Source organism: Zhenhengia sp. (assembly GCF_046966505.1).
GTDB lineage: Bacteria > Bacillota > Clostridia > Lachnospirales > Cellulosilyticaceae > Zhenhengia > Zhenhengia yiwuensis.
Genome location: NZ_JBKVCH010000013.1, coordinates 83,949 through 108,137, shown reverse-complemented (window position 1 = coordinate 108,137; position 24,189 = coordinate 83,949). Strand labels below are relative to the sequence as shown.

The following is a 24,189-nucleotide window of genomic DNA, read 5'->3' as shown; positions in this document are numbered from 1 at the left end:
CCGATGGTACTTGGCTGGAGACGGCCTGGGAGAGTAGGTGGTTGCCAAATTTATGCGGGTGTAGTTCAATGGTAGAACACCAGCCTTCCAAGCTGGCCACGTGGGTTCGATTCCCATCACCCGCTTCATGCCGGAGTGGCGGAACTGGCAGACGCACAGGACTTAAAATCCTGCGGGACTTACCTCCCGTACCGGTTCGATTCCGGTCTCCGGCATAACAAAAAAGAGAGTAACTATAATAACTTATAGTTACTCTCTTTTTTTATTTTTAGCAATACTCATATAAAAATGGTTATATAGAAAAAAATATTTTAGAATAGACTTTTGACTAATTAACAAAATGAGTTATTAGATTCATATATTCCAAAAGGCAGGTTAACAAAGGCTACAGAACAATTATTTAAACTAAAATAGAGAGCATTATAAATTGTATTGTAATAGAGATATAAATCTTATGGAAGCTTCGAAAGAGTGTTTCACTGAGATTGTAGTTATGTTACAAACTTCTAATATGAAGGGATATTTACAACTATTAGATGGTTTAGGAATAAATGTGTTTGCAAAAGTAAAGGATAAAAAGATAAGCATATTTTTCAGTCACTTTTTACTAAACTTTTTTATTAATATTAGCAATCTATGAGAAATACAATTATTAAAGAGACTCTAGGTATACTTTATATTTAATAAAAAATAATAAAATCAACAATTACAAGGGATTGGTATTATAAAAAAATAAAAAAATAGACACATATATACTAAACTTATGGTTTCATAAAAATAAATTTTTTACTAAAAATGATTGACGATTGCTAAAAAAGTAAGTATAATTCGTATGGTGAAGTTTAATTTGTGTAAACAAAAAGTTTATTATTAGATACATAGAAACAATCAAGAGGGAGGCAGAACAATGGATATTGGGAGCAAGATCAATCAGCTTAGGAAGAAGAATGGCTTGACTCAAGAAGAACTGGCTGACCGATGTGAACTATCAAAAGGGTTTATTTCTCAGGTAGAAAGAGGGTTAACATCACCTTCTATTGCTACTTTAATAGATATATTGGAGTGTTTAGGTACTAATCTTAAGGACTTTTTCAATGAAACAAGTCAAGAGAAGATTGTATTTACGAAGCAAGATGTTTTTGAAAAAGAAGATAAAGAACTCGGAAATATGATTACATGGCTTATTCCAAATGCTCAAAAAAATGACATGGAGCCTATTTTAATTAATATTGATCCAGGTTGCAAGGCAATGGAACAAGCGCCTCATGAAGGTGAAGAATTTGGCTATGTGCTATCGGGAACTATCTATATACACCTGGGTAATAAAAAGTTTAAAGCTAAAAAAGGTGATAGCTTTTACTTTAGACCAACAGGAGATCATTATTTAGAGAATGCAGGCAAGACTAAAGCTACTGTACTTTGGGTTGCCACACCACCAAGTTTTTAAAGGAGATGGGATTAATGAAAGAAACCAAACAACAGACAGAACCTATTATAAATCTTGTAAATATATCTAAGACCTTTGATGATGGCGCTCAAATTTTAAAAGATATTAATATGTATATTAGACGCAATGAGTTTCTTACATTACTAGGCCCTAGTGGATGTGGTAAAACAACTTTACTTAGAATTATTGGTGGATTTGAAGAAGCCAGTAGTGGCGAAGTATTATTTGAGGGCAGTAACATTGCAAAGTTACCACCGTATAAAAGACGTATCAATACAGTATTCCAAAAGTATGCTTTATTCCCTCATATGACAGTTGGAGAAAATATTGCTTTTGGACTTCAAATCAAAAAAGTAGACCAAAAAACAATTGATGAGAAAGTAGCACAGATGCTTGAACTTGTTAATCTTAAAGGATTTCAAGATAGACGTATAGAATCTTTAAGCGGTGGTCAGCAACAACGTATCGCTATTGCAAGGGCAGTTGTTAATGAGCCAGAAGTACTTTTACTAGATGAGCCACTTGGAGCACTTGATTTAAAGCTTCGTAAAGGTATGCAAATGGAACTTAAAAAGATTCAGCAAAAACTTGGGATTACATTTATTTATGTAACACATGATCAAGAAGAAGCACTTACTATGTCTGATACAATTGCTGTTATGAATGAAGGACGTGTACAACAAATTGGTACACCAGTAGATATTTATAATGAACCTAAAAATGCATTTGTTGCAGATTTCATTGGGGAAAGTAATATCCTTCAAGCTACAATGATTAAAGATTATCTTGTATCTTTCCATGGTGTAGATTTTGTATGTGTCGATACAGGATTCGGAGAAAATGTAGCAGTAGATGTTGTAATTAGACCAGAAGATATTCGTATTGTAAAAGAAGAAGAAGGTATGCTGAAGGGTACAGTAGAATCTGTTACTTTTAAGGGGGTACATTATGAGATGATGGTTAAGAGTAATAATTACACATGGGCTGTACATTCTACAGCTATGGCACCAGTAGGAGCAAAAGTAGGAATGGTATTGACACCAGAAGATATTCATATCATGAAGAGGGGGTAAGAAAATTGGATAAAAAAAGATTAGCACTACCCTATGTAATATGGGCGAGTATTTTCGTTGTCGTACCTGTACTTATCATTGTATATTATAGTTTTTTTGATAAAGGTATTTTCACTTTACAAGGATATAAGCAAGTGCTTAATCCAAGATATTTAGGAAATATTATGGATTCTATAGGCATTGCTTTTATTAGTACAGTAATTTGTCTTGTATTAGCTTATCCATTAGCAATGATTTTAAGTAGTAAAGAAATGTCAGCAAAAGGGATTATTTTACTTCTTGTTATTTTGCCAATGTGGATGAATTCTTTACTTCGTACTTATGCATGGGGATATTTATTACAGGATACAGGTGTAGTAAATAGCCTATTAAGTAGTATGGGACTGCCAACAATGCAATTTTTATATAAAAAAAGTGCTATTGTATTTGGGAATGTGTATAATTTCTTCCCATTTATGGTGTTACCAATTTATAATGTACTTTGTAAAATTGATAAAAATGTTATTGAAGCTTCCTATGATTTAGGAGCAGATAAATTTACAACCTTTAAGCGTATTATTTTACCATTAAGTATGCCTGGTGTTATAACAGGTATTGTAATGGTATTTATGCCAGCACTTACAACATTCTTAGTATCTAGATTATTAGGTGGTGGTAAAACAACGCTTTTAGGTGACCTTATTGAGCAACAATTTAACAAGACAGGCGATTGGGCATTTGGTTCAGCCTTATCTGTTATTTTAATGATTATTATATTGATTACGCTTGTCTTTATGTCTAAGAAAGATTCATTTGATAAAGGAGGCGGCCTATTTTGATGAAATTTATAAAAAAGTCATATGTAGCATTTATTTTGCTTATTATGTATGCGCCTGTAGCCATTTTAATGGTGTACTCCTTTAACGATTCTAAACTACCAATTTGGAAGGGGTTTACCCTTAGATGGTATGAAGAAATATTTAAAGATTATAGTATTCAGCAAGCTTTTTCAAATACTATATTAGTTGCAGTAGTATCTTCGATTATAGCGACCATAATTGGAACTTTTGCAGCTATTGGGATTGAACGTATGACAGGCTGGAAAAAAAGTCTTGTAATGAACGTTACTTATATTCCATTATTAAGTTCAGAGATTGTAACAGGGGTATCATTAATGTTACTTTTTGGGGCGCTTGGGATGACACCAGGTATTTCAACTCTCATTTTGTCACATATTACATTTAGTATACCTTATGTGATTCTATCTATTATGCCTAAACTTAAACAGCTTAACTATAACATATATGAAGCAGCTTTAGATTTAGGAGCTAAACCAAGTTATGCATTTAGAAAAGTTATTTTACCTGAAATTTTACCAGGTGTACTTGCAGGGCTATTTATAGCTTTTACATTGTCTATTGATGATTTTATCATTAGTTTCTTTAATACAGGTCCGGGAGTAGATACTTTGTCAATAAAGGTATTCTCTATGACACGTAAAGGGGTAGCTCCGACGATTAATGCTATTTCAACTATTATGTTTGGGACTATCATTATTATTCTGATTACAACTAATATAATGGCAAGTAAAAAACAAAAAAAAATAAATAAGTCTAATAAGAGTTTATAAACCAAAGGGAAGGATGATCAAATAAAATGAGAAAATTATCAAGGCTATTTTTAGGAATGGCTTTAGCAGGAACTATGGCAATTACTTTAACAGGATGCGGTAATAATGATGATAAGCCAGTAGTTAAAGTATTTAACTGGGGAGATTATATTGATCCAGAAGTCAATAAAATATTTGAAGAAGAAACAGGTATTCGTGTTATTTATTCTGAATTTGGGACAAATGAAGAGATGTTCCAAAAACTTGAGCCAGGTAATGTAAGTTATGATATTGCAATACCTTCAGATTATATGATAGAAAAAATGATCAATAATGATATGTTAGAGCCTATTGATGTGACAAAGCTTACGAATTATCCTAAAATAGATGAGCGTTTTAAAAACCTTCCATACGACCCAAATAACCAGTATTCTATACCATATATGTGGGGAACGGTAGGAATTATCTATAATACAACAATGGTAGAAGAACCAGTAGATAGTTGGAATGCTCTTTGGGATGAAAGATATGCAGGTAAAATCTTTGTATATGATAGTGAACGTGAAGGTATTATGGCAGCTCTTAAAAAGTTAGGCTATTCTATGAATACAAGAGATCCTAAAGAACTTGAAGAAGCAAAACAAGAACTTATTAAACAAGCACCACTTGTACTAAGCTATGTTGGGGATGAAGGTAAAGGTAAGATGATTAGCGGTGAAGCTGCCCTTATGATGGCATGGGCAGGAGATGCTATGGTTATGACAGAAGAAAATCCAGACTTAGCTTTTGCACTTCCAAAAGAAGGAACTAATTTCTTTGTAGATGCAATTGTAGTACCAAAAGGTGCAGAAAACTTAGAAAATGCTTATAAATATATTGATTTCTTATGCCGTCCTGACATTGCAGCAAAAAATGCAGAATATATTGGTTACTCAACACCAATCAGTGAGGCACGTGCACTTCTTCCAGAAGAGATAAGAAATAGTGAAGTTGCTTATCCATCAGAAGAAGAGACAGATAAAATGGAAATGTTTACAGACCCATCAGATGTTATTAAATTATATAGTAGTATTTGGATGGAAGCGAAATCAAGCGCATCTCAATAAGAATAAAAGAACCTATTTAGGCTATAATCTAGATAGGTTCTTTTGCTCTTTTAAAATTTATAATATTCCTATATAATAAAGTAAAAAGTAGTTCTTAATAAAAGGAGGAAGTAAGAAATGAAAAAAAAGCATGCAAAAAATGAAGAAATAGAATTCTATACTAAAGAGTATGTAGCAGGTGAAAATGATACAGATAGTTGTGTAGAAATGGTGCCTAATATTGTACCAGTACAACGTCCAAATCCGAATGCATGGACCTCTTTCATTCTAGGTATTATTAGCTCAGTTGCATGGATTATTCCTCTTATAGGTCTTCCAATTACAATTGTAGGCACAGTACTTGGTGCAACAGGTATGCGTAACAAACGTAGTAAAGGAATTGCAATTGCAGGCTTTGTGACTAACTTAGTATTTTTAGCAGCAACAATTGCAGCAGGTGTACTTGAAATTATTTACTTTGTAAAAAAAGCTAAAAAGAACAAATAGTAACTTTTTGCATACTATATAGATAGAGTAGCGTATAGGAGGAAGTCTATATGTATGCGAAGGTTATTATCGTAAATAGCGAAGCACTAGGAAAAGGAGATGAGGGAGTAGGTCAGACGCTACTTGCTGTTTTCCTAAGAAAAGTGCTGGCTAGTCTTAAAAAGCCAGATGCTATTATTTTTTATAACTCTGGAGTAAAACTTCTTGTACAAGGCTCACGTTATTTAGAGGTATTAGTGGCATTAGAAGAGCAGGGTGTAGAGCTATTAGCATGTGGAACCTGTGTTTATAAAGTATGTAATCAAAAAGCTTTACTAGCAGGTCGAATTACAAATATGAGTGAAATTACAGATATTCTATTGGATGCAGAGACTGTTATTACACTATGAGAGACTATAGGCAGTAACCTAAATATAGGTTTACTGCTTTTCATTTGTATAGATAAAAGAAAACTGGACAAAAATGAGAATGAAAGAGGTGGAAATAATGAAAATCTTACATACTTCAGATTGGCATTTAGGACGTACATTACATGGATATAGTTTAATTGAAGATCAAGCATATATTTTAGATCAGCTTATAGAATATATGATACAAGAGAAGATAGAACTTCTTATTATAGCAGGAGATGTATATGATAAATCACTTCCTAATGAGGAGGCTGTAGCTCTTTTTAATCACTTTATTAGCCAGGTCATCGGTAGACTAGAGATACCTACAGTTATTATTGCTGGAAATCATGATAGTAATACGCGTATTCACTTTGGAAGTGAGCTTTTTGCAAGTAAGCATCTCTATATAGTAGGAGAATGCGAAAAGGGCTACCAACAGGTAACTATTGAAGGAAGTGAGACTATAGATGTCTACCTCATTCCTTATATGGAGCCAGCCTATGTACGTGAAATAGCAGGAGATGAAACCATTAAACGCCATGATGATGCCATGCGTTATTTAACAAGGCAAATAGAAAAAGAAAAAAATGATAGGGCCACTTTATTAGTGGTACATGCTTTTGTAGCAGGAGGAGACTTATCTGATTCTGAGCGTAGATTATGTGCTGTTGGAACCGCTGAAATGGTAGGAGCAGATTGTTTTAAGCCTTTTACTTATACTGCACTAGGGCATTTACATAAGCCACAAGCTATAGGGAGTGAGCATATTAGATACAGTGGTTCACTTTTAAAATACTCTATATCTGAAGCAAACCAGCCAAAGTGTTTTGTGAAACTAGAGATTGTAGATGGGAAACTTACTACATTAGAAGAAGTATCCCTTAAACCAAAACGTGACCTGAAAATTGTACAAGGACCTATTGAGGCTATTGTAAAAGCAGGTGCACAGCTGGGAGAAGAAGAGAGACAGGACTACGTGTATGCTAAGATAGAAAGTAAAGGAACGGAAGATGTAGTAGGCCTTTTGAAACAAATTTATCCTTATACACTAGGTGCTGAATTTGTAATGAATAAAACGACTTCTAAAGGCAGAGAAAGTAAACAGAGTGAGTTTGAGGCAAGAAAGAAGAAGTCTCTTTCGGAACTTTTTATAGATTTCATGGATTATGTAGGAGAGACTACTTTTGATGAAGAAGAAACTGCTTATATGGGAGAGGTTATTAAGCAGATTGAGGAGGAAAGAAAATGAGGCCTAAAGTATTAACCATGCGTGCATTCGGGCCTTACGGTGGGAGCCAGGTCATTGATTTTACTTTATTAGAAGATATTAATATGTTTCTTATACATGGACCAACGGGTTCAGGTAAGACAACCATATTAGATGCCATTTGTTATGCACTTTATGGGCAGACTAATGGTGGTGAGCGTACAGCAGAAAGTATGCGAAGTAAGTTTGCAACCACAGATGAGCCAGCAGAAGTTACCTTGACTTTCTACTTAAAAGGGGATGAATATAAGGTTATTCGTACCCCTAAATTTGAGCGCCCTAAAAAAAGGGGTGAAGGGTTTACTGTAGAAGAAGGTAAAGCACTTTTATATAAGCTAGAAGAGGACGAGTTTAAGCTTGTAGCGGCAAGACTTCAAGAAGTAGATAGAAAGATAGAAGAATTGCTTGTCTTTAATGTAGATCAGTTTAGACAGGTGATTATGATTGCACAAAACAAGTTTAGAGAGCTACTGACTGCTGATAGTAAAGAACGACAAAAAATTTTACAAGATATTTTCGAGACAGGCATTTACCAAAGTGTAGAAAAGCAGCTAGAAGAAAAAAATAATGCACTTACTGAAGCCATGAAAGAAAAAAACATGGCTTATGAGATGCTGTTAAGTAGATTAAAGGAAGAAAAGGATGAAAGGCTTATCAGTTACTTACAAACTAAACTACTTAATAATACACCAGAGGTAAGTGAAATTTTACACGACCTTATTAAAGAATATAGAATCTATGAAGAAGCTAATAAAGCTAGAACAATAGAACTTAAGACAGAGCTAGAGAAAGCACAAAATGTTTTAATACAGCAAAATGAAAAACATTCAGCTTACATGCAACTTCAAGAGGTAAAAGAAAAATTAAACAGATTTGTTTTAGAAGAGACAAGCTATAGACAGCTTGAACAAGAAGTTAAAAGCTTACAAAAGCTTCAACCTATTTTAGTTGTAGAAGAGCAGTGGCATAAGGCACAGGAAGAAGAAAAGCAAAATATACAGGCTATTACACTCTTGCATAGAGAAAAGGAAAAAGAGGAAGGGAGCCTTAGTCAGCTATTAAAAATACAGGAAGATAGTAAAGAAGAAGCCGCTAAAATAGAAGCGGACAAAGGTAGATATCTTGCATTAGAAAGTTATTTACCTAAGATAGATAGTCTAGGGGAACTTATGAGTGCTCAGCAAAAATATGAACAGGATAAGCAGAAGCTAGAAATAGAGAAGGAACGTATAGAAAAGATTATAAAAGCTTATGAAATACGTATCAATGAAGCAGAAATAAAGCTGAAAGATAAAGACACTTTAGCAAAAAGCATTCAGGAAGGAAAGGTTACCCTTCAAGCTATAGAATATATATTAGAATGCCAAGGTGAAAAAGCGCGAAAATCAGCAGAGCTTATAACCTTACGTAATCAATATAAAGTTATTGCACAAAACCTAGAAAAGCTTAAAAAAGAAGAGATGCAGTTAAAAGTACAGTATGATGAAGTTACACTAGCATGGATGAATGGACAAGCAAGTATTATGGCAGAACATCTCGAAGAAGGTAAGCCATGTCCTGTATGTGGCAGTACAGAGCATCCACATAAGGCAAAGTCAGGCCAGACACTTGTAAATCCAGAGATTATGAAAAAGTTAGAGACTAAGAGAAGTACTTACATTGCAGAAATCAGCAAAAAAGAAGAAGAGCAAAATAGCATTCTCATACGTGGAAAGAGCTTAAATGAAGATATTACACATCTAGATAAAAGAATAAATAGTTATGTAGAGAAAATAAATCAGTCAGCAGAAGAGATTACATCGACTTATAAAGGGCAAGTAGAAGAAAGATTAGGAGCTAATGAAAGAAAACTTCAAGAAATTGAAAAGCTTACTGGGATGATTGAACAAGATAGAAGTAAAGTGACACTTGAAATGAATACACTTGAGAAAATAAAAGAAGCCATTTATACGTGTCAAACTCAGCTTGAACTGCATAAGAGTAGAGTAGAAGCAATTAGGAGTGAGTTGCCAGAAGGTATGGCAACTCGAGATCAGCTTCTTGCGCAAATGAAGGCTTTAGAGGAGGAGCGAAAAGCCTTTGAGGCGCGTATGCAGCGTCTTCAAGATGAATTAGAGAAGGTTAAAGTACAGCTTTCTAAAATCATTGGTATGCTTGAAGAAAAGGAAAAAGTCTTAAGTGATTTAAAGGCAAAGGTGATAAAAGCTGAAGACAGTTTTAATAAGGCTTTAAATGAAGGACAAATTGAAGATTTACAAACTTATGAGGTACTTAAATTAAAAGTTAATGAATTAGAATCGCTACAAGAGAAGATTAAGGCATATTATACTCAAAAAGCTATTTTAGAAGAGAACAAGAAAGTACTAGAAATAAAGGTAGCTGATTTTCGTATTGAAATGCTTATAGAAGCTAAGGAGCATTTTGAAGTACTTGATAAAGAAAAAGAGAAATTGCAACTTGAAGGAGCAGATTTAGAGCGTCATATTATGCTTTATGAAGAAGTTGAGCAAGGTATAGAAGCTCTTTATGAGGAAAGTAAAGCAGTTGCTAAGAAGCAGCACATTATAGGAACCATGGCACAAATGGCAAAAGGGAAAAATAGTAAAGGTTTATCTTTTGAGCGCTATATTCAAAGTAGTATCTTTGATGAAGTATTAGAAAGTGCTAATCAGAAGCTACGTCCTATGACAACTTCAAGATATGAGCTATATCGTACAGGTGACATGAAGCGTAAAAATGCTCAGTCTGGTTTAGATATTGCTGTTATTGACCATTATGTAGGTCAGACTAGACCTGTCAGTACTCTATCTGGGGGAGAAAGCTTTATGGCAGCACTTGCACTTGCACTAGGTCTTGCAGATGTTATCTCAAGGCTGGCGGGAGCATCTAGCTTAGATACTATGTTTATTGATGAGGGATTTGGAACACTAGATGAGCAATCTCTAGAACTTGCTATTAAAACTTTACTCAGTTTACAAGACACAGGTAGGTTAGTAGGGATTATTTCACACGTAAAAGAACTTAGGGAACAAATTCCAGCACGCCTTGAAATTACAAGAACTAGTAAAGGTAGCTCAGCGCAGTTCAAGTTATAAAAAATACTATCATTACCCTATAAAATAAGGTATATTATAAATAATAACCGACTAGAGGTAAAATCAAGGAGTGGAATTAATGAATAGAACTAATATTATTCATTTACTAGAGAAAAAAATCAATCGTGAGTATATTATAGAAGATGAAATGATGAATAAGCATACAACTTTTAAAGTTGGCGGACCAGCTGATCTTTATGTAATTCCTAGGTCGGAAGAAGAGCTTGTGTATGCTATAGAGGTATGTAAAAGTCAAAATGTACCTTATTATGTTATTGGGAATGGAAGTAACTTACTTGTTACAGATAAAGGTTTTAGAGGTGTCATTATTGAAGTTTATAGGCAAATGTCAGATATTACAGTAGAAGGGAATTGCATTACAGCCTATGCAGGTGCATTACTTTCAAAAATTGCAAATACAGCTTTAGAGCATGGATTAACAGGTCTTGAGTTTGCACATGGTATTCCAGGGACCCTTGGTGGGGCAGTAACAATGAATGCAGGAGCTTATGATGGAGAGATGAAACAAGTTTTAGAATCTGCTACAGTAATCGATGATAAGGGGCAGGTTAGAACCTTATCAGTAGAAGAACTAGAACTTGAATATCGTAAGAGTATTATAAGCAGACTAGGTTATACAGTTATTAAGGCTACAATGTGTCTTGAGGGTAGTGATAAAGAAGCCATTTCAGCTAAGATGAAGGACCTTATGCAAAGAAGACGTGATAAACAGCCTTTAGAGTATCCAAGTGCAGGAAGTACTTTTAAACGCCCAGTAGGACACTTTGCAGGAAAACTTATTATGGATGCAGGACTACGTGGCTATCAGTTAGGTGGCGCACAAGTTTCAGAAAAACACTGTGGTTTTGTTATTAATAAAGATCATGCAACTTGCCAAGATATATTAGATCTTATTCACTATATTCAAGAAGAAGTAAAAAGTAAGTTTGATGTACAAATAGAGCCAGAGGTTAAAATGATAGGAGAAAGATAAAGGATGGAATTTATTATTGTTACGGGTATGTCTGGAGCAGGTAAGAGTACAGCAATTAACTGTTTAGAAGACATGGGATATTATTGTGTAGATAATTTACCACCAACACTTATTCCAAACTTTGCAAGTCTTATCGTAGACAAAAGACAACATTATGATAAGGTAGTATTAGGGATAGACATAAGAGGTGGCATCTTATTTGATGACTTATTTACAAGTTTAGATGCATTAAAAGTAGCAGGATATGAATACAAAATTATCTTTTTTGACTGTTTAGATGAGGTGCTCATTAAACGCTATAAAGAAACAAGAAGGCTTCATCCTCTTGCACGTAATGAGCGTATTCAGGAAGGAATAGAAAAAGAGCGCCTTATCTTGACAGAAGTTAAGAATAAAGCAGATTATATTATTGATAGTACACATCTTTTACCGAAAGATGTAAAAGATGTGATTTATAATATTTTCACTCAGAAAGCAGATTTTCAAAATCTCATGATTACTATCCTTGTATTTGGATTTAAGTATGGTGTACCTATAGATGCAGATTTAGTCTTTGATGTACGTTTTGCACCAAATCCATACTATATATCAGAACTTAGACCACTTACAGGAAATAATAAGAAAGTGGAAGACTATGTTATGAGTTTTGAAGTAACACGTCAATTTACAGAAAAACTTAAAGACATGATAGACTTCCTTATTCCTCACTATACTAAAGAAGGCAAAAATCAACTCGTTATAGGGATTGGTTGCACAGGAGGGAAACACCGTTCGGTCGTTATTGGTAATGCCCTCTATAATTATCTAAAAAAATGTGGTAATGCAGTAACAATTCAGTATAGAGATATAGATAAAGATAGTAAGAGAGGTAAATAACATGAATACAAGTTCCTTAAAGGTCGTAGCAATTGGTGGCGGCACAGGCCTTTCAACTATGCTTAGAGGTATTAAAAAATATACACCTAATATTACAGCTATTGTAACAGTGTCTGATAATGGTGGGGGATCTGGCATATTAAGAGAAGAGATGAATATTATTCCTCCAGGAGATATTAGAAACTGTATTGTAGCATTAGCCAATACAGAACCGGTTATGAAACAATTGTTGCAGTATAGATTTAAAGAAGGCTCTTTAAAGGGACAGAACTTTGGAAATCTCCTTTTAGCAGCACTTGCAGATGTAAGTGGGAATTTTGAAAAGGCGGTACAGGTAACAAGCAATGTTCTTGCTATAACAGGGAAGGTATTGCCTGTAACCCTTGAAGATGTACAACTTTATGCTACATTTGAAAATGGTATATGTGTAAAAGGTGAGACCCAGATTGTAGATTATAGTAAAGCTAATCATATTATGATTGAAGATATTAGATTAGAGCCAGATAATCCAAAGCCGGCAGAAGAAGTTATAGAAGCAATTGAAGATGCAGATATAATTTTATTAGGGCCAGGAAGTTTATACACAAGCATTATTCCAAATCTACTTATTAAAGAAGTATCAGAAGCTACTAGAAAGTCTAAGGCTGAGAAAGTTTATATTGCAAATATGATGAGTCAGCCAGGTGAAACAACAGGCTTTACTATAGAAGATCATATAGAGGAACTTGAAAAATTTATTGGCAAAAACACGCTAGATAAAGTAATTGTAAATAATGAAGATGTACCAGAAGAATATCTTAAAAAATATATAGAAGATGGGGCTCACATGCTCATGCTAAATGATGCCCATCCTATTTGGCAGACACTTAAGCGTATTGAAGCACCTCTTGTACAGGTGAACCATGAAAAGCAGTTTATTAGACATAATCCAAATAAATTAGCTGAATATATTTTTAAAGATATTTAAATAATAAAGAGTATCTAAAGAGGTGGCAAAATGTCTTTTTCTTCAGAGGTGCGTAAGGAACTTACAGAACTTACGGGTGATGCAAGGCACTGTATGATTGCAGAAATTGGAGGCTTCTTACTCATTGCAGGTAAAATAGAATGTGAAAAAGGAAAATTTAGTATTCAGATTCAAATAGAAAATGAAGCCATTGCTAGAAAATACTTTACAATGATAAAAAAAGCTTTTAATATTAATACAGAAGTCCTATTAATAGCTCATAAGAATAAAAATAGGAAAACATATCTTCTTAAAATAAATAATCCAGAAGATGCAAAGAAAATTTTATTAGCAACAACACTATTAAAGTATGAGCATAATGTACCTATTTTACGTAATCATATGGATTACACAATGGTACAAAGTATTTGTTGTAAACGAGCATATTTAAGAGGCTCTTTTTTAGGGGGAGGTTCAGTCAGCGACCCTGAAAAAGGTTACCATTTTGAATTTGTAACGATTTATTATGAGAATGCAGAGTATTTACAAAATACGATGAAAAATTTAGAAATGGATGCAAAAATAGTAACGCGAAAAGGAAGTTATGTGGTATACTTAAAGGAAGGTTCACAAATTGTAGATTTGCTCAATGTTATTGGGGCCCATATTGCACTTATGCAATTGGAGAACATAAGAATTGTAAAAGAAGTACGCAATAATGTTAATAGGCTTGTAAACTGTGAGACAGCTAACCTTAAGAAAACTGTTTCAGCTGCAGTTAGACAAGTTCAAGATATTGAATATCTAAGAGATACTATTGGCTTAGCAGCACTTCCAGAAAACCTTGAGCAAATTGCTAGATATAGACTAGAGTATTCCAGTGCAACACTTAAAGAGTTAGGGGAGCTCATGGTTCCTCCAGTAGGGAAATCAGGGGTTAACCATAGACTCAAGAAATTAAGTGAAATCGCATGTCAAATAAGGGAACAAAGAGGAGGATTAAGTAAAAATGATTAAAGAAAGAGTATGTGTAGGTCTTAAAAACGGCTTAGAAGCAAGACCAGCAGCATTATTTGTACAAATTGCAAGTAAGTTTGAAAGTCATATTGCAGTGGTAGTAGATGAAAAAAATGTTAATGCAAAAAGTATTATGGGAATGATGTCTCTTGGAACAATTAAAGGGGCAGAAATTGAACTTGTTGTAGATGGAGAAGATGAGAAAGAAGCAGTAGCTGCTCTGAAAGAATTCTTAACTACAGAAGAAACAGCTGAATAATGAATAGGAACAGTGTAGATGAAAATCTACACTTTTTTATTTGGGTGGTAGACAAATAACAGAAGACTTATTATAATATTAGTTGATAATAATTATCCTAAAATAAATAGATAGTGTTTTAATCGATGATAGATGGGTATCTTAATGAATTCTATATAGTATAATGGAGGCTTAATATGGAACAGTTAAATCAAGAAATAAAAGATAAATTAGAAAAAGTATGTATTTGCCGTGGCATTACAAAAGCAGCCATTAAAGCAAGTGTACGTAATGGGAAAAAAACAGTAGAAGACATTGCGGCTGATACAGGTGCTACATTAGGTGGTTGTAAAGGATTTAGATGTAATGCTAAAATCCAAGAGATTATTGAAGGTTATGGAACGGAGTGGAATTAATCCACTCTGTTTTTTATTATATAGGAAATTAGGCGTTCGCTTAAGAAAGGAATATGGCATTAGCCACTTTTTTGTTTTATTTTAGAAAGCTCGTACATATACTAATAGAAATGATAGGAATAGGAGTAGGAGTTATGGCAGCATGCAATTTATTAGTTTATGGCAGTGGAAATTGTGAATTAGCAGCTGTAATTGAAGCAGAAGTAAGTAGACTTTTACAGGTTGAATCTGAAGAAGTGAAGATTTTTGCAAGAGGCTACATCCTAGAAAATAGTTGCTTAGCATTGTATAAGCGCTTCACTCCCTTAAAAGAACAGCTCGGCCAAGTCAAAAAAGGGGGATTATATGAGTATTTTTATGATGGAGCGGAAAAAGTAGAACGGCAGGAGCTCAGGATGGAAAGTAGTGCACATAAGGAGGCTCTTGAAGAATGTGTGCAAATAGGGATTAAAAGGATGAGGGCAGAAGTCATAACATTAGTACTCATAGGAGAGAGCAATGAAACGGGGCTTTTTTGGGATTTCACAGAGGAACGTCCTTCTAAACTGACCTATAAAGCATTAGATGAAGTCCTTTATAAATTGGGAAAGCGTAATCATATAAAGTTTGATGTGATTATGGATATACCGATATGGCATGGAATAGAAGTACCTCATGTACTGGCTAAGAACCCTTATATTAAAAGTTTATTTATGTATGAAAGGCAGACACCCCTGCATATTTTTCCTGTTGCATGTTGGATACAGCGTACTTATTTAGAGCAGAAGAATTATTTAGAAGTCCTTTATAAGTATTTTCCGGGATATTATGTGACGTTGGACCAAGAAAAGTGGAAGGAATGTATGGACAGCTGGAGACGTTATTGGGATAGTCCAGATCATATAATGTGGAGGCAGTTCTATGAGAATTATAAGGCCGTGGTACTTTATACAAATCCAGAAAAGCCAACACAGTATGCTAAACTTTACTTTAGACAACAATGTATCCCTGAGCAGAGAGAGACTATTAGTGAACAGGAGCTTCAAGATTATTTAGTAGAGATGTATCATACTACCTTTGATGACAAAAATATTAAACTTTGGTTAACAGATTTTAAAACTTGCGTAGATTATTATAAATTGTAGATTTTTGGTAGCTATCCATTATATAATGTAGAAAAGTATAAAAAGATATAAGTGTACAAGAAGGAGGAACATCTTGAGCAATAAACTACATTGTATAAAGGGCATAGTGGGTATAGGGGTGCTTGTTTTACCAACAGTCATATATGCTAAATCTCCAGATTCCATTAGAATTGGACTTGAGTCAGTATATAAGGATGCTTATACCATACAGATTAAAAGTGAAAGCCCACTTGCTGTGGGTTATTTTGATGAGGAGAGATGGATTCAGGAAGGTTATCTAGAGAGCGAAGAAATAAATGTTACTTTAGCAAATCAGACATACTATAGTTATGATGAAGTTTATAGTGACTTAGAGGAAGCCTATGCTGTATTAGATGCTTATGACAGTGAAGCAGTTGTAGCATATGTAGAACCAGGTGAGTATAAAATTTATACAACAGATGACTTTGAGGCACAAACAAAAGTACATACGAATAATAATCGCATTCAGATTGCAGATTCTTATGGTGAAATTCTTTTAATTAGTGAGAATAATAATAGTCCATTAGGTTTTAGAGGAAGTTATAATACCTATGATTTTCCTGCAACAGGAGTAGGGAATAGCCGTATCTATAGAGGTGTAATAGAAGTGGTAAAAGGACAGTATAAAGGTCTTACAGCAGTTAATCAGGTAGATATGGAAGATTATTTATATGGAGTTGTACCTTGTGAGATGTCTGCTTCTTGGCATGGAGAGGCCTTAAAGGCTCAGGCTGTTGCAGCTAGGTCTATGGCTACATTCCAATACAATAGATTTTTATCAAGAGGTTATAACTTAGTAGATACAACAACTAGCCAGGTATATAGAGGGATTACTGCAGAAGATTCAAGGTCAAATGCAGCAGTAGACGCTACAAGTGGTGAAATAGCCACTTATAATGGAAAAGTTGCAGAGACTGTTTATAGTGCAAGTAGTGGTGGTTATACAGCAGACTCTCAGTATGTGTGGGGAAATGCAGTACCTTATTTAAAAGCTAAGCCAGACCCATATGAATCAGCAGCAAATCATGTACCTTGGACACGTACAATTACAACAAAAGAACTTGAAAAATGCGTAGCTAATCAAGGACAAAATATAGGTACAGTAAAAGGAGTTAGAATAGAAGGCTATACAACAAGTGGTAGAGTAAAAGCTTTAACTATACTAGGAACAAATGGTGAATATACTGTAAAGAATGAAGCTACAAGAACTTTCTTTAGTGGAAGTAATGAGGGTTCACTTAAAAGTCGTATGTATAAGTTTACACCTTATGACGAGGGGAACCAAGTTACGCCACCTGTTATCCAAAAACCATCTCAGCCAGAAAGTTCTAATAAGGTGAATATCTTAACTTCGGATGGGGCGGTTACATTAGACTTAGAAGGGCTATGGATTGAAAGTGACGCTACTTTTTCTAAAGTAGAAGGAGAAGTATACATACAGGATCAAGATAGTGTAACAAGTAGCATAGAACTTGGTATAGGTGATGCAGCAGATAATACGGATAGAGATTTAGATTTTAAAGAGGATGCCATAACATCAGAAGATGCTACGACTGTATATGGTGATATTACCTTATATGGAATGGGGTATGGTCATGGTGTAGGTATGTCACAGTATGGTGCAAAAGGCATGGCAGAAGCCGGCTTTGATTATGAAGATATTATTATGTATTACTATGATGGCGTTATCATAGAATAAAATAAATAAAGAGTAGCAGATTTAAACGCATTATACGTTTTAATCTGCTACTCTTTTTATTAAATATCTGTATCTTTTATATGACTTGACGAATTTAGGCATAAACTTTAGTATTATAGGTAGAAATTCGAATAACCTAAATGGGCTGAGATAGATTGGAGATATTATGAATACATCAGACTTTTACTTTGATTTACCTGAAGAACTGATTGCGCAGGTACCTCTTAAGAACCGTACTGCTTCGAAATTAATGGTACTTGATCGTGAAACAGGCGCAATTGAACATAAACATTTCTATGACATGATTCATTATTTAAATCCAGGAGATTGCCTGGTGCTTAATGATACACGTGTTATTCCTGCAAGGCTTTTTGGTGCAAGAGAAGGCTCAGGTGGGAAGGTAGAGTTCCTACTTCTCACAAGAAAGAGTGAAAAAGATTGGGAAGTCCTTGTAAAACCAGGGAAAAAAGCACGTATTGGTGATCGTATTGTATTTGGTGAAGGGATTCTTACAGCAACTATTAAAGAAATCATAGAAGATGGTAAGCGTATTGTAACTTTTGAATATGAAGGTATTTTTGAAGAAGTACTTGATCAATTAGGTGAAATGCCACTTCCACCTTATATCCATGAGAAGTTAGAAGATAGAGAGCGCTATCAGACAGTTTATTCTAAACATGAGGGAAGCGCAGCAGCGCCTACAGCGGGACTTCACTTTACAAAAGAGCTTTTAGAAGAGATTAAAGCAAAAGGTATTCATATTGCCTATGTGACACTTCATGTAGGACTTGGTACTTTTAGACCTGTAAAAGTAGAGAATGTATTAGAACATGAAATGCATTCAGAATTCTATATGATTGATGAAGAGAACGCTAAAATCATTAATGAGGTAAAAGCAAATGGAGGTAAAGTTATTTCTGTAGGAACAACAAGTACAAGAACACTTGAATCTAATGCAGATGAAAACGGTTTTGTAACAGCAGGCAGTGGATGGACCAATATCTTCATTTATCCAGGCTATACATTTAAATGCGTAGACAGACTTTTTACAAACTTCCACCTTCCAGAATCTACTTTAATTATGTTAGTAAGTGCCTTAGCAGGTAAGGAAAATGTATTACATGCATATAATGAAGCTGTTAAAGAAAGATATCGTTTCTTCAGCTTTGGGGATGCTATGTTCATCAAATAATAAAAGCAATAAAAAAGTAGTGATTGAAGACACTTTATAGAATGTCTAGTCACTACTTTTTCATTTAATAAGTATATTTGACTTTTTATTTAAAGAGTTTTTTCTTATAGTAGCCATCTGCTTGGTAGATAGCTCCGAGAGGATTATGGCAAAGAACTCTATCTTTAACTGCAAATACAGTAATAGGTGCTTCTGAGTGTTTAATAAAGAGTGTATCGTGACCAACACAAAGACCAAATAAAATATTTAAATCTGTCTTAGCTTCGTTTAATAAAAGAGCTTGTCCAATTGGATTACACATAATATCATTTTTTACATAAGTTTCTTTCTCAGGTTGGTCAATCCCTAAGAAGCCTTTAAGAATGGCTCCATTTTTACATACAACAGATACAACTTCTAAACCATGGTGTTCTAAAATTTTAACAAAGGTTTTAGCTTCCTCATGTAAACCTGTACAAAAAGCAAGACCAATACGTTTAAAACCACATTTTTTAGCAAATTGAATTGTTTCTTCTACTCTAGTCCAGTTTGTATTTCCTTCAGACTCTACTAAAGCAGATTGAAGAGCGATTGTTAAATTATCGCCAGTATGTAATTCTTTAGCCTTAGTTTGAAGTTCAATATTTCTACTAGGACATAATTTTTTTGGCATTTTTTCTTCATTTTTTTCTAAGCATCCTCTTGAAGGACATTTTGCGCAAATACTCATAGTGTATCCCTTTCTATAATGAAATAAAGTTTAAATTAAACAATTTTTAAATTAAATAATTCCTAAATAGTTTATGCCATTGTAAATACTAATTAAAATGATACCTACAACCATAGCAAGATAAATTTTATCTACACCTTTGAGAGAAAGTTTTTTAGAAATAACAGGGCCTACTGTTCCACCAATAATACCACCTGCAATCATCATAAAGAATACAGACCATTCAAATTCAGGTACAGCACCTTTAAAGAGTGTTTGAAGAATACTTGCTGCTTGTGAGAAGAAGATGATGTAAATTGAGTTAAGTGCAGCAGTTTTACTATCCATTGCAAAAAATAGGTAAAGTACAGCAAGGTTAATTGGCCCGCCACCTATACCTAAGAAAGAAGAAATAGTACCTAAACTAAATCCGATTATAAGAGGCATTACCATACCTTCTACTTGAAGTGGACGAATTTTAGCTTTTTTAAGTGTAAAGATTAAAATTCCAAAAGTAATGATAGCTAATAAGAAAGATTGTACAGCACCAGCCATTTCCGGATTTCCACTAAGTGTTTTAACTATATCAAAGATTTGTTTACCAAGTAATCCACCGATAGCAGCACCAATAGCTAGTATTGTTCCTTTCTTTTTATCAATTTTTACTTCAGAATGCCTGTTACGGTAAAGTGTCATGGTTGTCATTGAAAGAACTGTACATCCTGATAGAAAACTAATGGTTGAAACATTAAGTGTTCCTAGAGAATCTAGTACAGGTTTGATAATAACACCACCACCGATACCACTGATAGCACCTAGTATAGATGCCCCTAAACAAATGAGAAAATAAATGACATACATAATTATACTACCTCACATTATTAATATATTGTCTAAAAATATATTATTATGTATTATTGATTATGTCAAATTTTTTAAAAAATAGCCTATGATATTTTTTGAAAAAGATAAAAAATGTTATACCCTTAGTGTTTAGAGCTAACATCCTCTTCTTTAAGTGTAGCCATCATAAAAAGCTTCTCAATCCTGCGATTTTTGTTAGTGGAGCATGAGGGTGGAGAGGTATTGGACCCGATATTAAGCCTATAAGAAAAGAGAGAAAGAAGTTATAAGGGCTTGCATCAATTAGTTCGACACGTTATACATAGATATGAAGGCGTACTATAAAGCTATAAGAAAGCAGAGGGTGGCTGAAAATAAAATGTTTGAGCTAGAAGTTCAAGATTAAAGAATGGGTGGCATGAAATCATTTCACCTAATAAAGTAGGGAGAACGTGATGAATCAACAAGAAAAATATGCACTTATTACAGGTGCAACAAGTGGAATTGGTAAGGCAATGACCTATTTATTAGCCGAGGAGGGTTACCATTTAATCTTGGTAGCACGTAATAAAAATAAACTTGTAGAATTGCAAAATATACTTATACAGGCGTATAATAAAAAAATACATGTTTTTAGTGTAGATTTAACGCAGATAGGTGAAATAGAGTGTTTAGTAGAGGCTTTAGATGGACAAGCCTTAAAAATAGATGTATTTATAAACAATGCAGGAATAGGGGTATATGGGCTCTTTAGTCATGTAGAAGCAGAGTATGATTTAAGTGTGATTGATACGAACATAAAAGGCTTTACATATTTGATTAAACGGATTAAGCCTTATTTGAAAGCAGAAGCCTGTGTACTTCAGGTAGCTTCAACGGCTGCCTTTGCACCAGGTCCTTATATGGCAGTCTATTATGCATCAAAGGCTTATGTATTATCTTTATCTATGGCTCTTAGAGATGAGTGGAAAGCTGAAGGAATTTATATAAGTACCTTATGCCCTGGACCGACTAAGACAGCCTTTATAGAGAAGGCTCATATGCAAAAGTCTGGTCTAGCTAAATTTACAGCTATGACACCAGAAGCTGTGGCAAAAGTCGCTTATAAAGGGATGAAAAAGCATAAGGCAGTTATTATACCTGGCTGGACGAATAAGCTGGCATGCTTAGCTATGTCTATTTTACCACTTAGCATTACTACAAAGCTTGTACGTAGTACGCAAAAGAAATAAAAGAGGAGGGAGCTAGATGATAACTAAATACAGTAAGAACTTTAAAATTAATTTTAGAGATACGGATTTTAACTATAACCTGCGCATGAATGCTCTGGTAGATTTCATGCAGGAAGTAAGTGGAGAACATGCTTTATCACTTGGGATAGATTTTACAACAGATGAAGACCAGAAAGCTTACTGGATTGTATCAAGAGCAAAGATGCATTTAGATACTTATCCAAAATGGCAAGACTATATTCGTCTTGAAACTTATCCAGTAGGACTTGAAGGGCCTTTTGCAGTGAGACGCTTTGATATTTTTGATACAGAAGATAGACAGATTGGCTATATTATAGGCTATTATATCTTAATGGATTTTAAAACACATAGACCATTAAGAGTGAAGAATATGCCAGAGGTTGCAAGTCTTTTAAATTGGCTTTATAAAGGTGAATCACTTCCTAAATTGAAAGCGCCTGTAGAAGTAATAAAAGAGGATACAAGAAAAGTACGTAGCGGCGAAATTGATATTAATAGACATATGAACAATGCACATTATGTAAGATGGGCAACAGATATGTTAGATTGCAGTGAGTATGATGAAAAGATTATTGAAAGTATCCAGACTAACTACACAACATCTCTTGTAGAAGGGGACATTGCAAAAGTAGTAAGGGGTCTAGATGAAGAAGGTAATACCATTATACAAGGAGTAAGTCCTGATGGTGCCATTACTTATTGGACAAGTAAGATTGTATTTAAATAGACATAAGATAATATTTTCATAAAGCAACTTATATATTATACTACTTGTATGTGTTTTATTTTAATAAAACAGAGATTGAAGTAAGGAAGGAAAACAAAATGGAATTTATAGAAATTTTAAAAGCCATTATTCTTGGAATTATTGAGGGGATTACAGAGTGGCTTCCAATTAGTAGTACAGGTCATATGATTTTAGCAGATGAATTTATTCAGTTAAATACATCTGATGCTTTTAAAGAAATGTTTTTTGTAGTAGTTCAGCTTGGTGCCATTATGGCAGTAGTTGTTCTGTTCTGGAATAAGCTTTTCCCATTTTCTTTGAAAGATAAGAAACTAGAAATTAAAAAGGATATTTTTGATTTATGGTTTAAAGTAATTGTAGCAGCACTTCCAGCAGCAGTGATTGGTTTATTATTTGATGATATGTTAAATGCTATTTTCTACAATTATCAAACAGTTGCTTTAATGCTTATTATTTATGGAATACTCTTCATTATTGTCGAAAATCGTAATAAGAATAGAGTACCTAAAGTTGAGACACTTGAAGCCTTAACTTATAAAACAGCCTTGATGATTGGTTTATTCCAAGTACTTGCCTTAATTCCAGGTACATCACGTTCAGGTGCAACCATTATTGGAGCCATTTTAATTGGTACATCACGTTTTGTAGCAGCTGAATTTACATTCTTCTTAGCTATACCTGTAATGGTTGGAGCAAGTTTATTAAAACTATTAAAATTTGGTTTAGCATTTACAGCAAGTGAATTAACCATTCTACTTGTAGGGATGTTTGTAGCCTTTATTGTTTCTGTTTTAGCTATTAAATTCTTAATGGGTTATATTAAGAAACATGACTTTAAAGCTTTCGGATACTATCGTATTGTATTAGGTATTATTGTACTTGCTTATTTCTTAATGAGATAATAAAAAAGGGCCGCATAGCGGCCTTTTTTGATGCATTAGAAATGCTATTCTATTGCCATAAGTATTAAAGGAGAAGCATCTTCAATGCCTAAGCAGTAGGTAAGCTGACCAGTTGATAAGTTATAGCCAGAAATATAATTTCTAAAGCGTAGGCCTAAAGGATCTACAGTAGCAATAAAAAGTGTATCCCCTTTAATACTTAGGTCAATCAACTTACAAGAAGAGGAGGGGAAACGAGTGGTATGCATAGGTGAGAGATTAAAAGATTCATCTAATACACTCGTATATAATACGCCATCTTGCTCACCATATACTAAAGTAGTATGTGCTTGACTTATGACTCCTGTTGTTGTAAAAGGTAGAGGAATAAAAGACTCTACATCAGTAAAAGGATTATAAACTTGAAGTTTGTCTCCAGCTATAAAAAGAGCTATGCCATCTGATGTAAGTGTAAAATGGGTGCCACCTAAAGCAGAGGGGTGAGTTCCTAATTGTTTAGAACTTGTCACTTTTAGTGTAGGTAAATCCACAGTATAAATAAGTGCATTATAAGCATGGGCCTGACCAGCAAGAATAATAAGTTGGTCACCTACTTGCTGCATATGAGACACGTACATAGGACTGAGGTGGGTAGACTCATCTATAATCAGCTGTTTAATTTCATCCGTTGTACGGTTTAATACACGAAATGAGCTTAAGTCACCAGGAAAGGCAAAATACACAAAGTCTCCTGACTCATAATAGTCTTGGAACATCATGGAGAAGTCCTCATTGTTTT

Annotated in this window: 24 protein-coding genes and 2 tRNA genes; 23 read left to right on the top strand and 3 right to left on the bottom strand. The window is 34.1% G+C overall.

The annotated features are described in order from the left end of the window. Window positions 1-54 precede the first annotated feature (54 nt). The 20 genes from ACLTBU_RS13775 (at window position 55) to queA (ending at window position 18,977) form a co-directional block, all read left to right on the top strand. Window positions 55-125, top strand: a tRNA-Gly gene (locus ACLTBU_RS13775). 4 nt (window positions 126-129) lie between these two features. Further along, a tRNA-Leu gene (locus ACLTBU_RS13770) sits at window positions 130-215 on the top strand. 692 nt (window positions 216-907) lie between these two features. Beyond that, window positions 908-1,447, top strand: a complete 540-nt coding sequence (locus ACLTBU_RS13765; protein ID WP_249333506.1) for a helix-turn-helix domain-containing protein — start codon at window positions 908-910, stop codon at window positions 1,445-1,447. Between the two features lie 14 nt (window positions 1,448-1,461). Continuing rightward, window positions 1,462-2,520 carry a spermidine/putrescine ABC transporter ATP-binding protein gene (potA, locus tag ACLTBU_RS13760; protein ID WP_249333505.1) on the top strand — a complete coding sequence of 353 codons (1,059 nt, stop codon included), beginning with the start codon at window positions 1,462-1,464 and terminating at the stop codon, window positions 2,518-2,520. 5 nt (window positions 2,521-2,525) lie between these two features. Beyond that, window positions 2,526-3,338 carry an ABC transporter permease gene (locus ACLTBU_RS13755; protein WP_249333504.1) on the top strand — a complete coding sequence of 271 codons (813 nt, stop codon included), beginning with the start codon at window positions 2,526-2,528 and terminating at the stop codon, window positions 3,336-3,338. After that, the gene (locus ACLTBU_RS13750; protein ID WP_249333508.1) at window positions 3,338-4,129 is read left to right on the top strand and encodes an ABC transporter permease; all 792 of its coding nucleotides are present in this window, start codon (window positions 3,338-3,340) and stop codon (window positions 4,127-4,129) included. Before ACLTBU_RS13755 ends, ACLTBU_RS13750 begins: the two co-directional genes overlap by 1 nt. A gap of 26 nt (window positions 4,130-4,155) precedes the next feature. Next, entirely contained in the window at window positions 4,156-5,214 is a 1,059-nt protein-coding gene (locus ACLTBU_RS13745) for an ABC transporter substrate-binding protein (RefSeq protein WP_249333503.1), read from the top strand. A gap of 117 nt (window positions 5,215-5,331) precedes the next feature. Continuing rightward, a complete protein-coding gene (locus tag ACLTBU_RS13740) occupies window positions 5,332-5,700 on the top strand; it encodes a hypothetical protein (protein ID WP_249333502.1) in 369 nt (122 codons plus the stop codon). Window positions 5,701-5,750: 50 nt separating this feature from the next. Further along, window positions 5,751-6,089, top strand: a complete 339-nt coding sequence (locus ACLTBU_RS13735; protein WP_177668471.1) for a DsrE family protein — start codon at window positions 5,751-5,753, stop codon at window positions 6,087-6,089. A 97-nt stretch (window positions 6,090-6,186) separates the two neighbouring features. Beyond that, the gene (locus ACLTBU_RS13730; protein WP_412219463.1) at window positions 6,187-7,341 is read left to right on the top strand and encodes an exonuclease SbcCD subunit D; all 1,155 of its coding nucleotides are present in this window, start codon (window positions 6,187-6,189) and stop codon (window positions 7,339-7,341) included. Continuing rightward, a complete protein-coding gene (locus ACLTBU_RS13725) occupies window positions 7,338-10,454 on the top strand; it encodes an SbcC/MukB-like Walker B domain-containing protein (RefSeq protein ID WP_412219461.1) in 3,117 nt (1,038 codons plus the stop codon). The genes ACLTBU_RS13730 and ACLTBU_RS13725 overlap by 4 nt, the downstream gene beginning before the upstream one ends. 79 nt (window positions 10,455-10,533) lie before the next feature. Then, window positions 10,534-11,448, top strand: coding sequence for a UDP-N-acetylmuramate dehydrogenase (gene murB / locus ACLTBU_RS13720; RefSeq protein ID WP_177668466.1), 915 nt, complete (start codon window positions 10,534-10,536; stop codon window positions 11,446-11,448). A gap of 3 nt (window positions 11,449-11,451) precedes the next feature. Beyond that, window positions 11,452-12,324 carry an RNase adapter RapZ gene (gene rapZ, locus ACLTBU_RS13715; RefSeq protein ID WP_412219459.1) on the top strand — a complete coding sequence of 291 codons (873 nt, stop codon included), beginning with the start codon at window positions 11,452-11,454 and terminating at the stop codon, window positions 12,322-12,324. Between the two features lies 1 nt (window position 12,325). Continuing rightward, window positions 12,326-13,291 carry a gluconeogenesis factor YvcK family protein gene (locus ACLTBU_RS13710; RefSeq protein ID WP_177668462.1) on the top strand — a complete coding sequence of 322 codons (966 nt, stop codon included), beginning with the start codon at window positions 12,326-12,328 and terminating at the stop codon, window positions 13,289-13,291. A 30-nt stretch (window positions 13,292-13,321) separates the two neighbouring features. Then, window positions 13,322-14,287, top strand: a complete 966-nt coding sequence (gene whiA / locus ACLTBU_RS13705) for a DNA-binding protein WhiA (RefSeq protein WP_177668460.1) — start codon at window positions 13,322-13,324, stop codon at window positions 14,285-14,287. Beyond that, entirely contained in the window at window positions 14,280-14,546 is a 267-nt protein-coding gene (locus ACLTBU_RS13700; protein WP_177668458.1) for an HPr family phosphocarrier protein, read from the top strand. Before whiA ends, ACLTBU_RS13700 begins: the two co-directional genes overlap by 8 nt. Before the next feature lie 176 nt (window positions 14,547-14,722). Continuing rightward, complete coding sequence (locus ACLTBU_RS13695; RefSeq protein ID WP_177668456.1) at window positions 14,723-14,941, top strand: (2Fe-2S)-binding protein; 219 nt, start codon at window positions 14,723-14,725, stop codon at window positions 14,939-14,941. A 134-nt stretch (window positions 14,942-15,075) separates the two neighbouring features. Then, window positions 15,076-16,065, top strand: a complete 990-nt coding sequence (locus tag ACLTBU_RS13690) for a hypothetical protein (RefSeq protein WP_412219458.1) — start codon at window positions 15,076-15,078, stop codon at window positions 16,063-16,065. A gap of 73 nt (window positions 16,066-16,138) precedes the next feature. Further along, window positions 16,139-17,785, top strand: a complete 1,647-nt coding sequence (locus tag ACLTBU_RS13685; RefSeq protein ID WP_412219455.1) for a SpoIID/LytB domain-containing protein — start codon at window positions 16,139-16,141, stop codon at window positions 17,783-17,785. Between the two features lie 166 nt (window positions 17,786-17,951). Further along, entirely contained in the window at window positions 17,952-18,977 is a 1,026-nt protein-coding gene (gene queA / locus ACLTBU_RS13680) for a tRNA preQ1(34) S-adenosylmethionine ribosyltransferase-isomerase QueA (protein ID WP_177668452.1), read from the top strand. Between the two features lie 85 nt (window positions 18,978-19,062). Here the strand turns inward: queA and ACLTBU_RS13675 are convergent, their stop codons facing one another. Continuing rightward, window positions 19,063-19,686: a DUF1847 domain-containing protein gene (locus ACLTBU_RS13675; protein WP_177668451.1), complete on the bottom strand. Its 624-nt coding sequence runs from the start codon at window positions 19,684-19,686 to the stop codon at window positions 19,063-19,065. Between the two features lie 51 nt (window positions 19,687-19,737). Further along, window positions 19,738-20,526, bottom strand: a complete 789-nt coding sequence (locus ACLTBU_RS13670; RefSeq protein ID WP_412219452.1) for a sulfite exporter TauE/SafE family protein — start codon at window positions 20,524-20,526, stop codon at window positions 19,738-19,740. Window positions 20,527-20,963: 437 nt separating this feature from the next. Between ACLTBU_RS13670 and ACLTBU_RS13665 the strand changes: the two genes are divergently transcribed. From ACLTBU_RS13665 to ACLTBU_RS13655, 3 genes are all read left to right on the top strand, one after another. Further along, window positions 20,964-21,740: an SDR family NAD(P)-dependent oxidoreductase gene (locus tag ACLTBU_RS13665; protein ID WP_177668447.1), complete on the top strand. Its 777-nt coding sequence runs from the start codon at window positions 20,964-20,966 to the stop codon at window positions 21,738-21,740. A 16-nt stretch (window positions 21,741-21,756) separates the two neighbouring features. Beyond that, window positions 21,757-22,488, top strand: a complete 732-nt coding sequence (locus tag ACLTBU_RS13660; protein ID WP_412219450.1) for an acyl-[acyl-carrier-protein] thioesterase — start codon at window positions 21,757-21,759, stop codon at window positions 22,486-22,488. A gap of 98 nt (window positions 22,489-22,586) precedes the next feature. Then, the gene (locus ACLTBU_RS13655; protein ID WP_249333495.1) at window positions 22,587-23,411 is read left to right on the top strand and encodes an undecaprenyl-diphosphate phosphatase; all 825 of its coding nucleotides are present in this window, start codon (window positions 22,587-22,589) and stop codon (window positions 23,409-23,411) included. 44 nt (window positions 23,412-23,455) lie between these two features. On the opposite strand, the gene ACLTBU_RS13650 is transcribed toward ACLTBU_RS13655, so the two are convergent. Then, window positions 23,456-24,169 (bottom strand): hypothetical protein, encoded by a 714-nt coding sequence (locus ACLTBU_RS13650; protein ID WP_412219448.1) that lies wholly within the window; start codon window positions 24,167-24,169, stop codon window positions 23,456-23,458. Window positions 24,170-24,189: the final 20 nt, after the last annotated feature.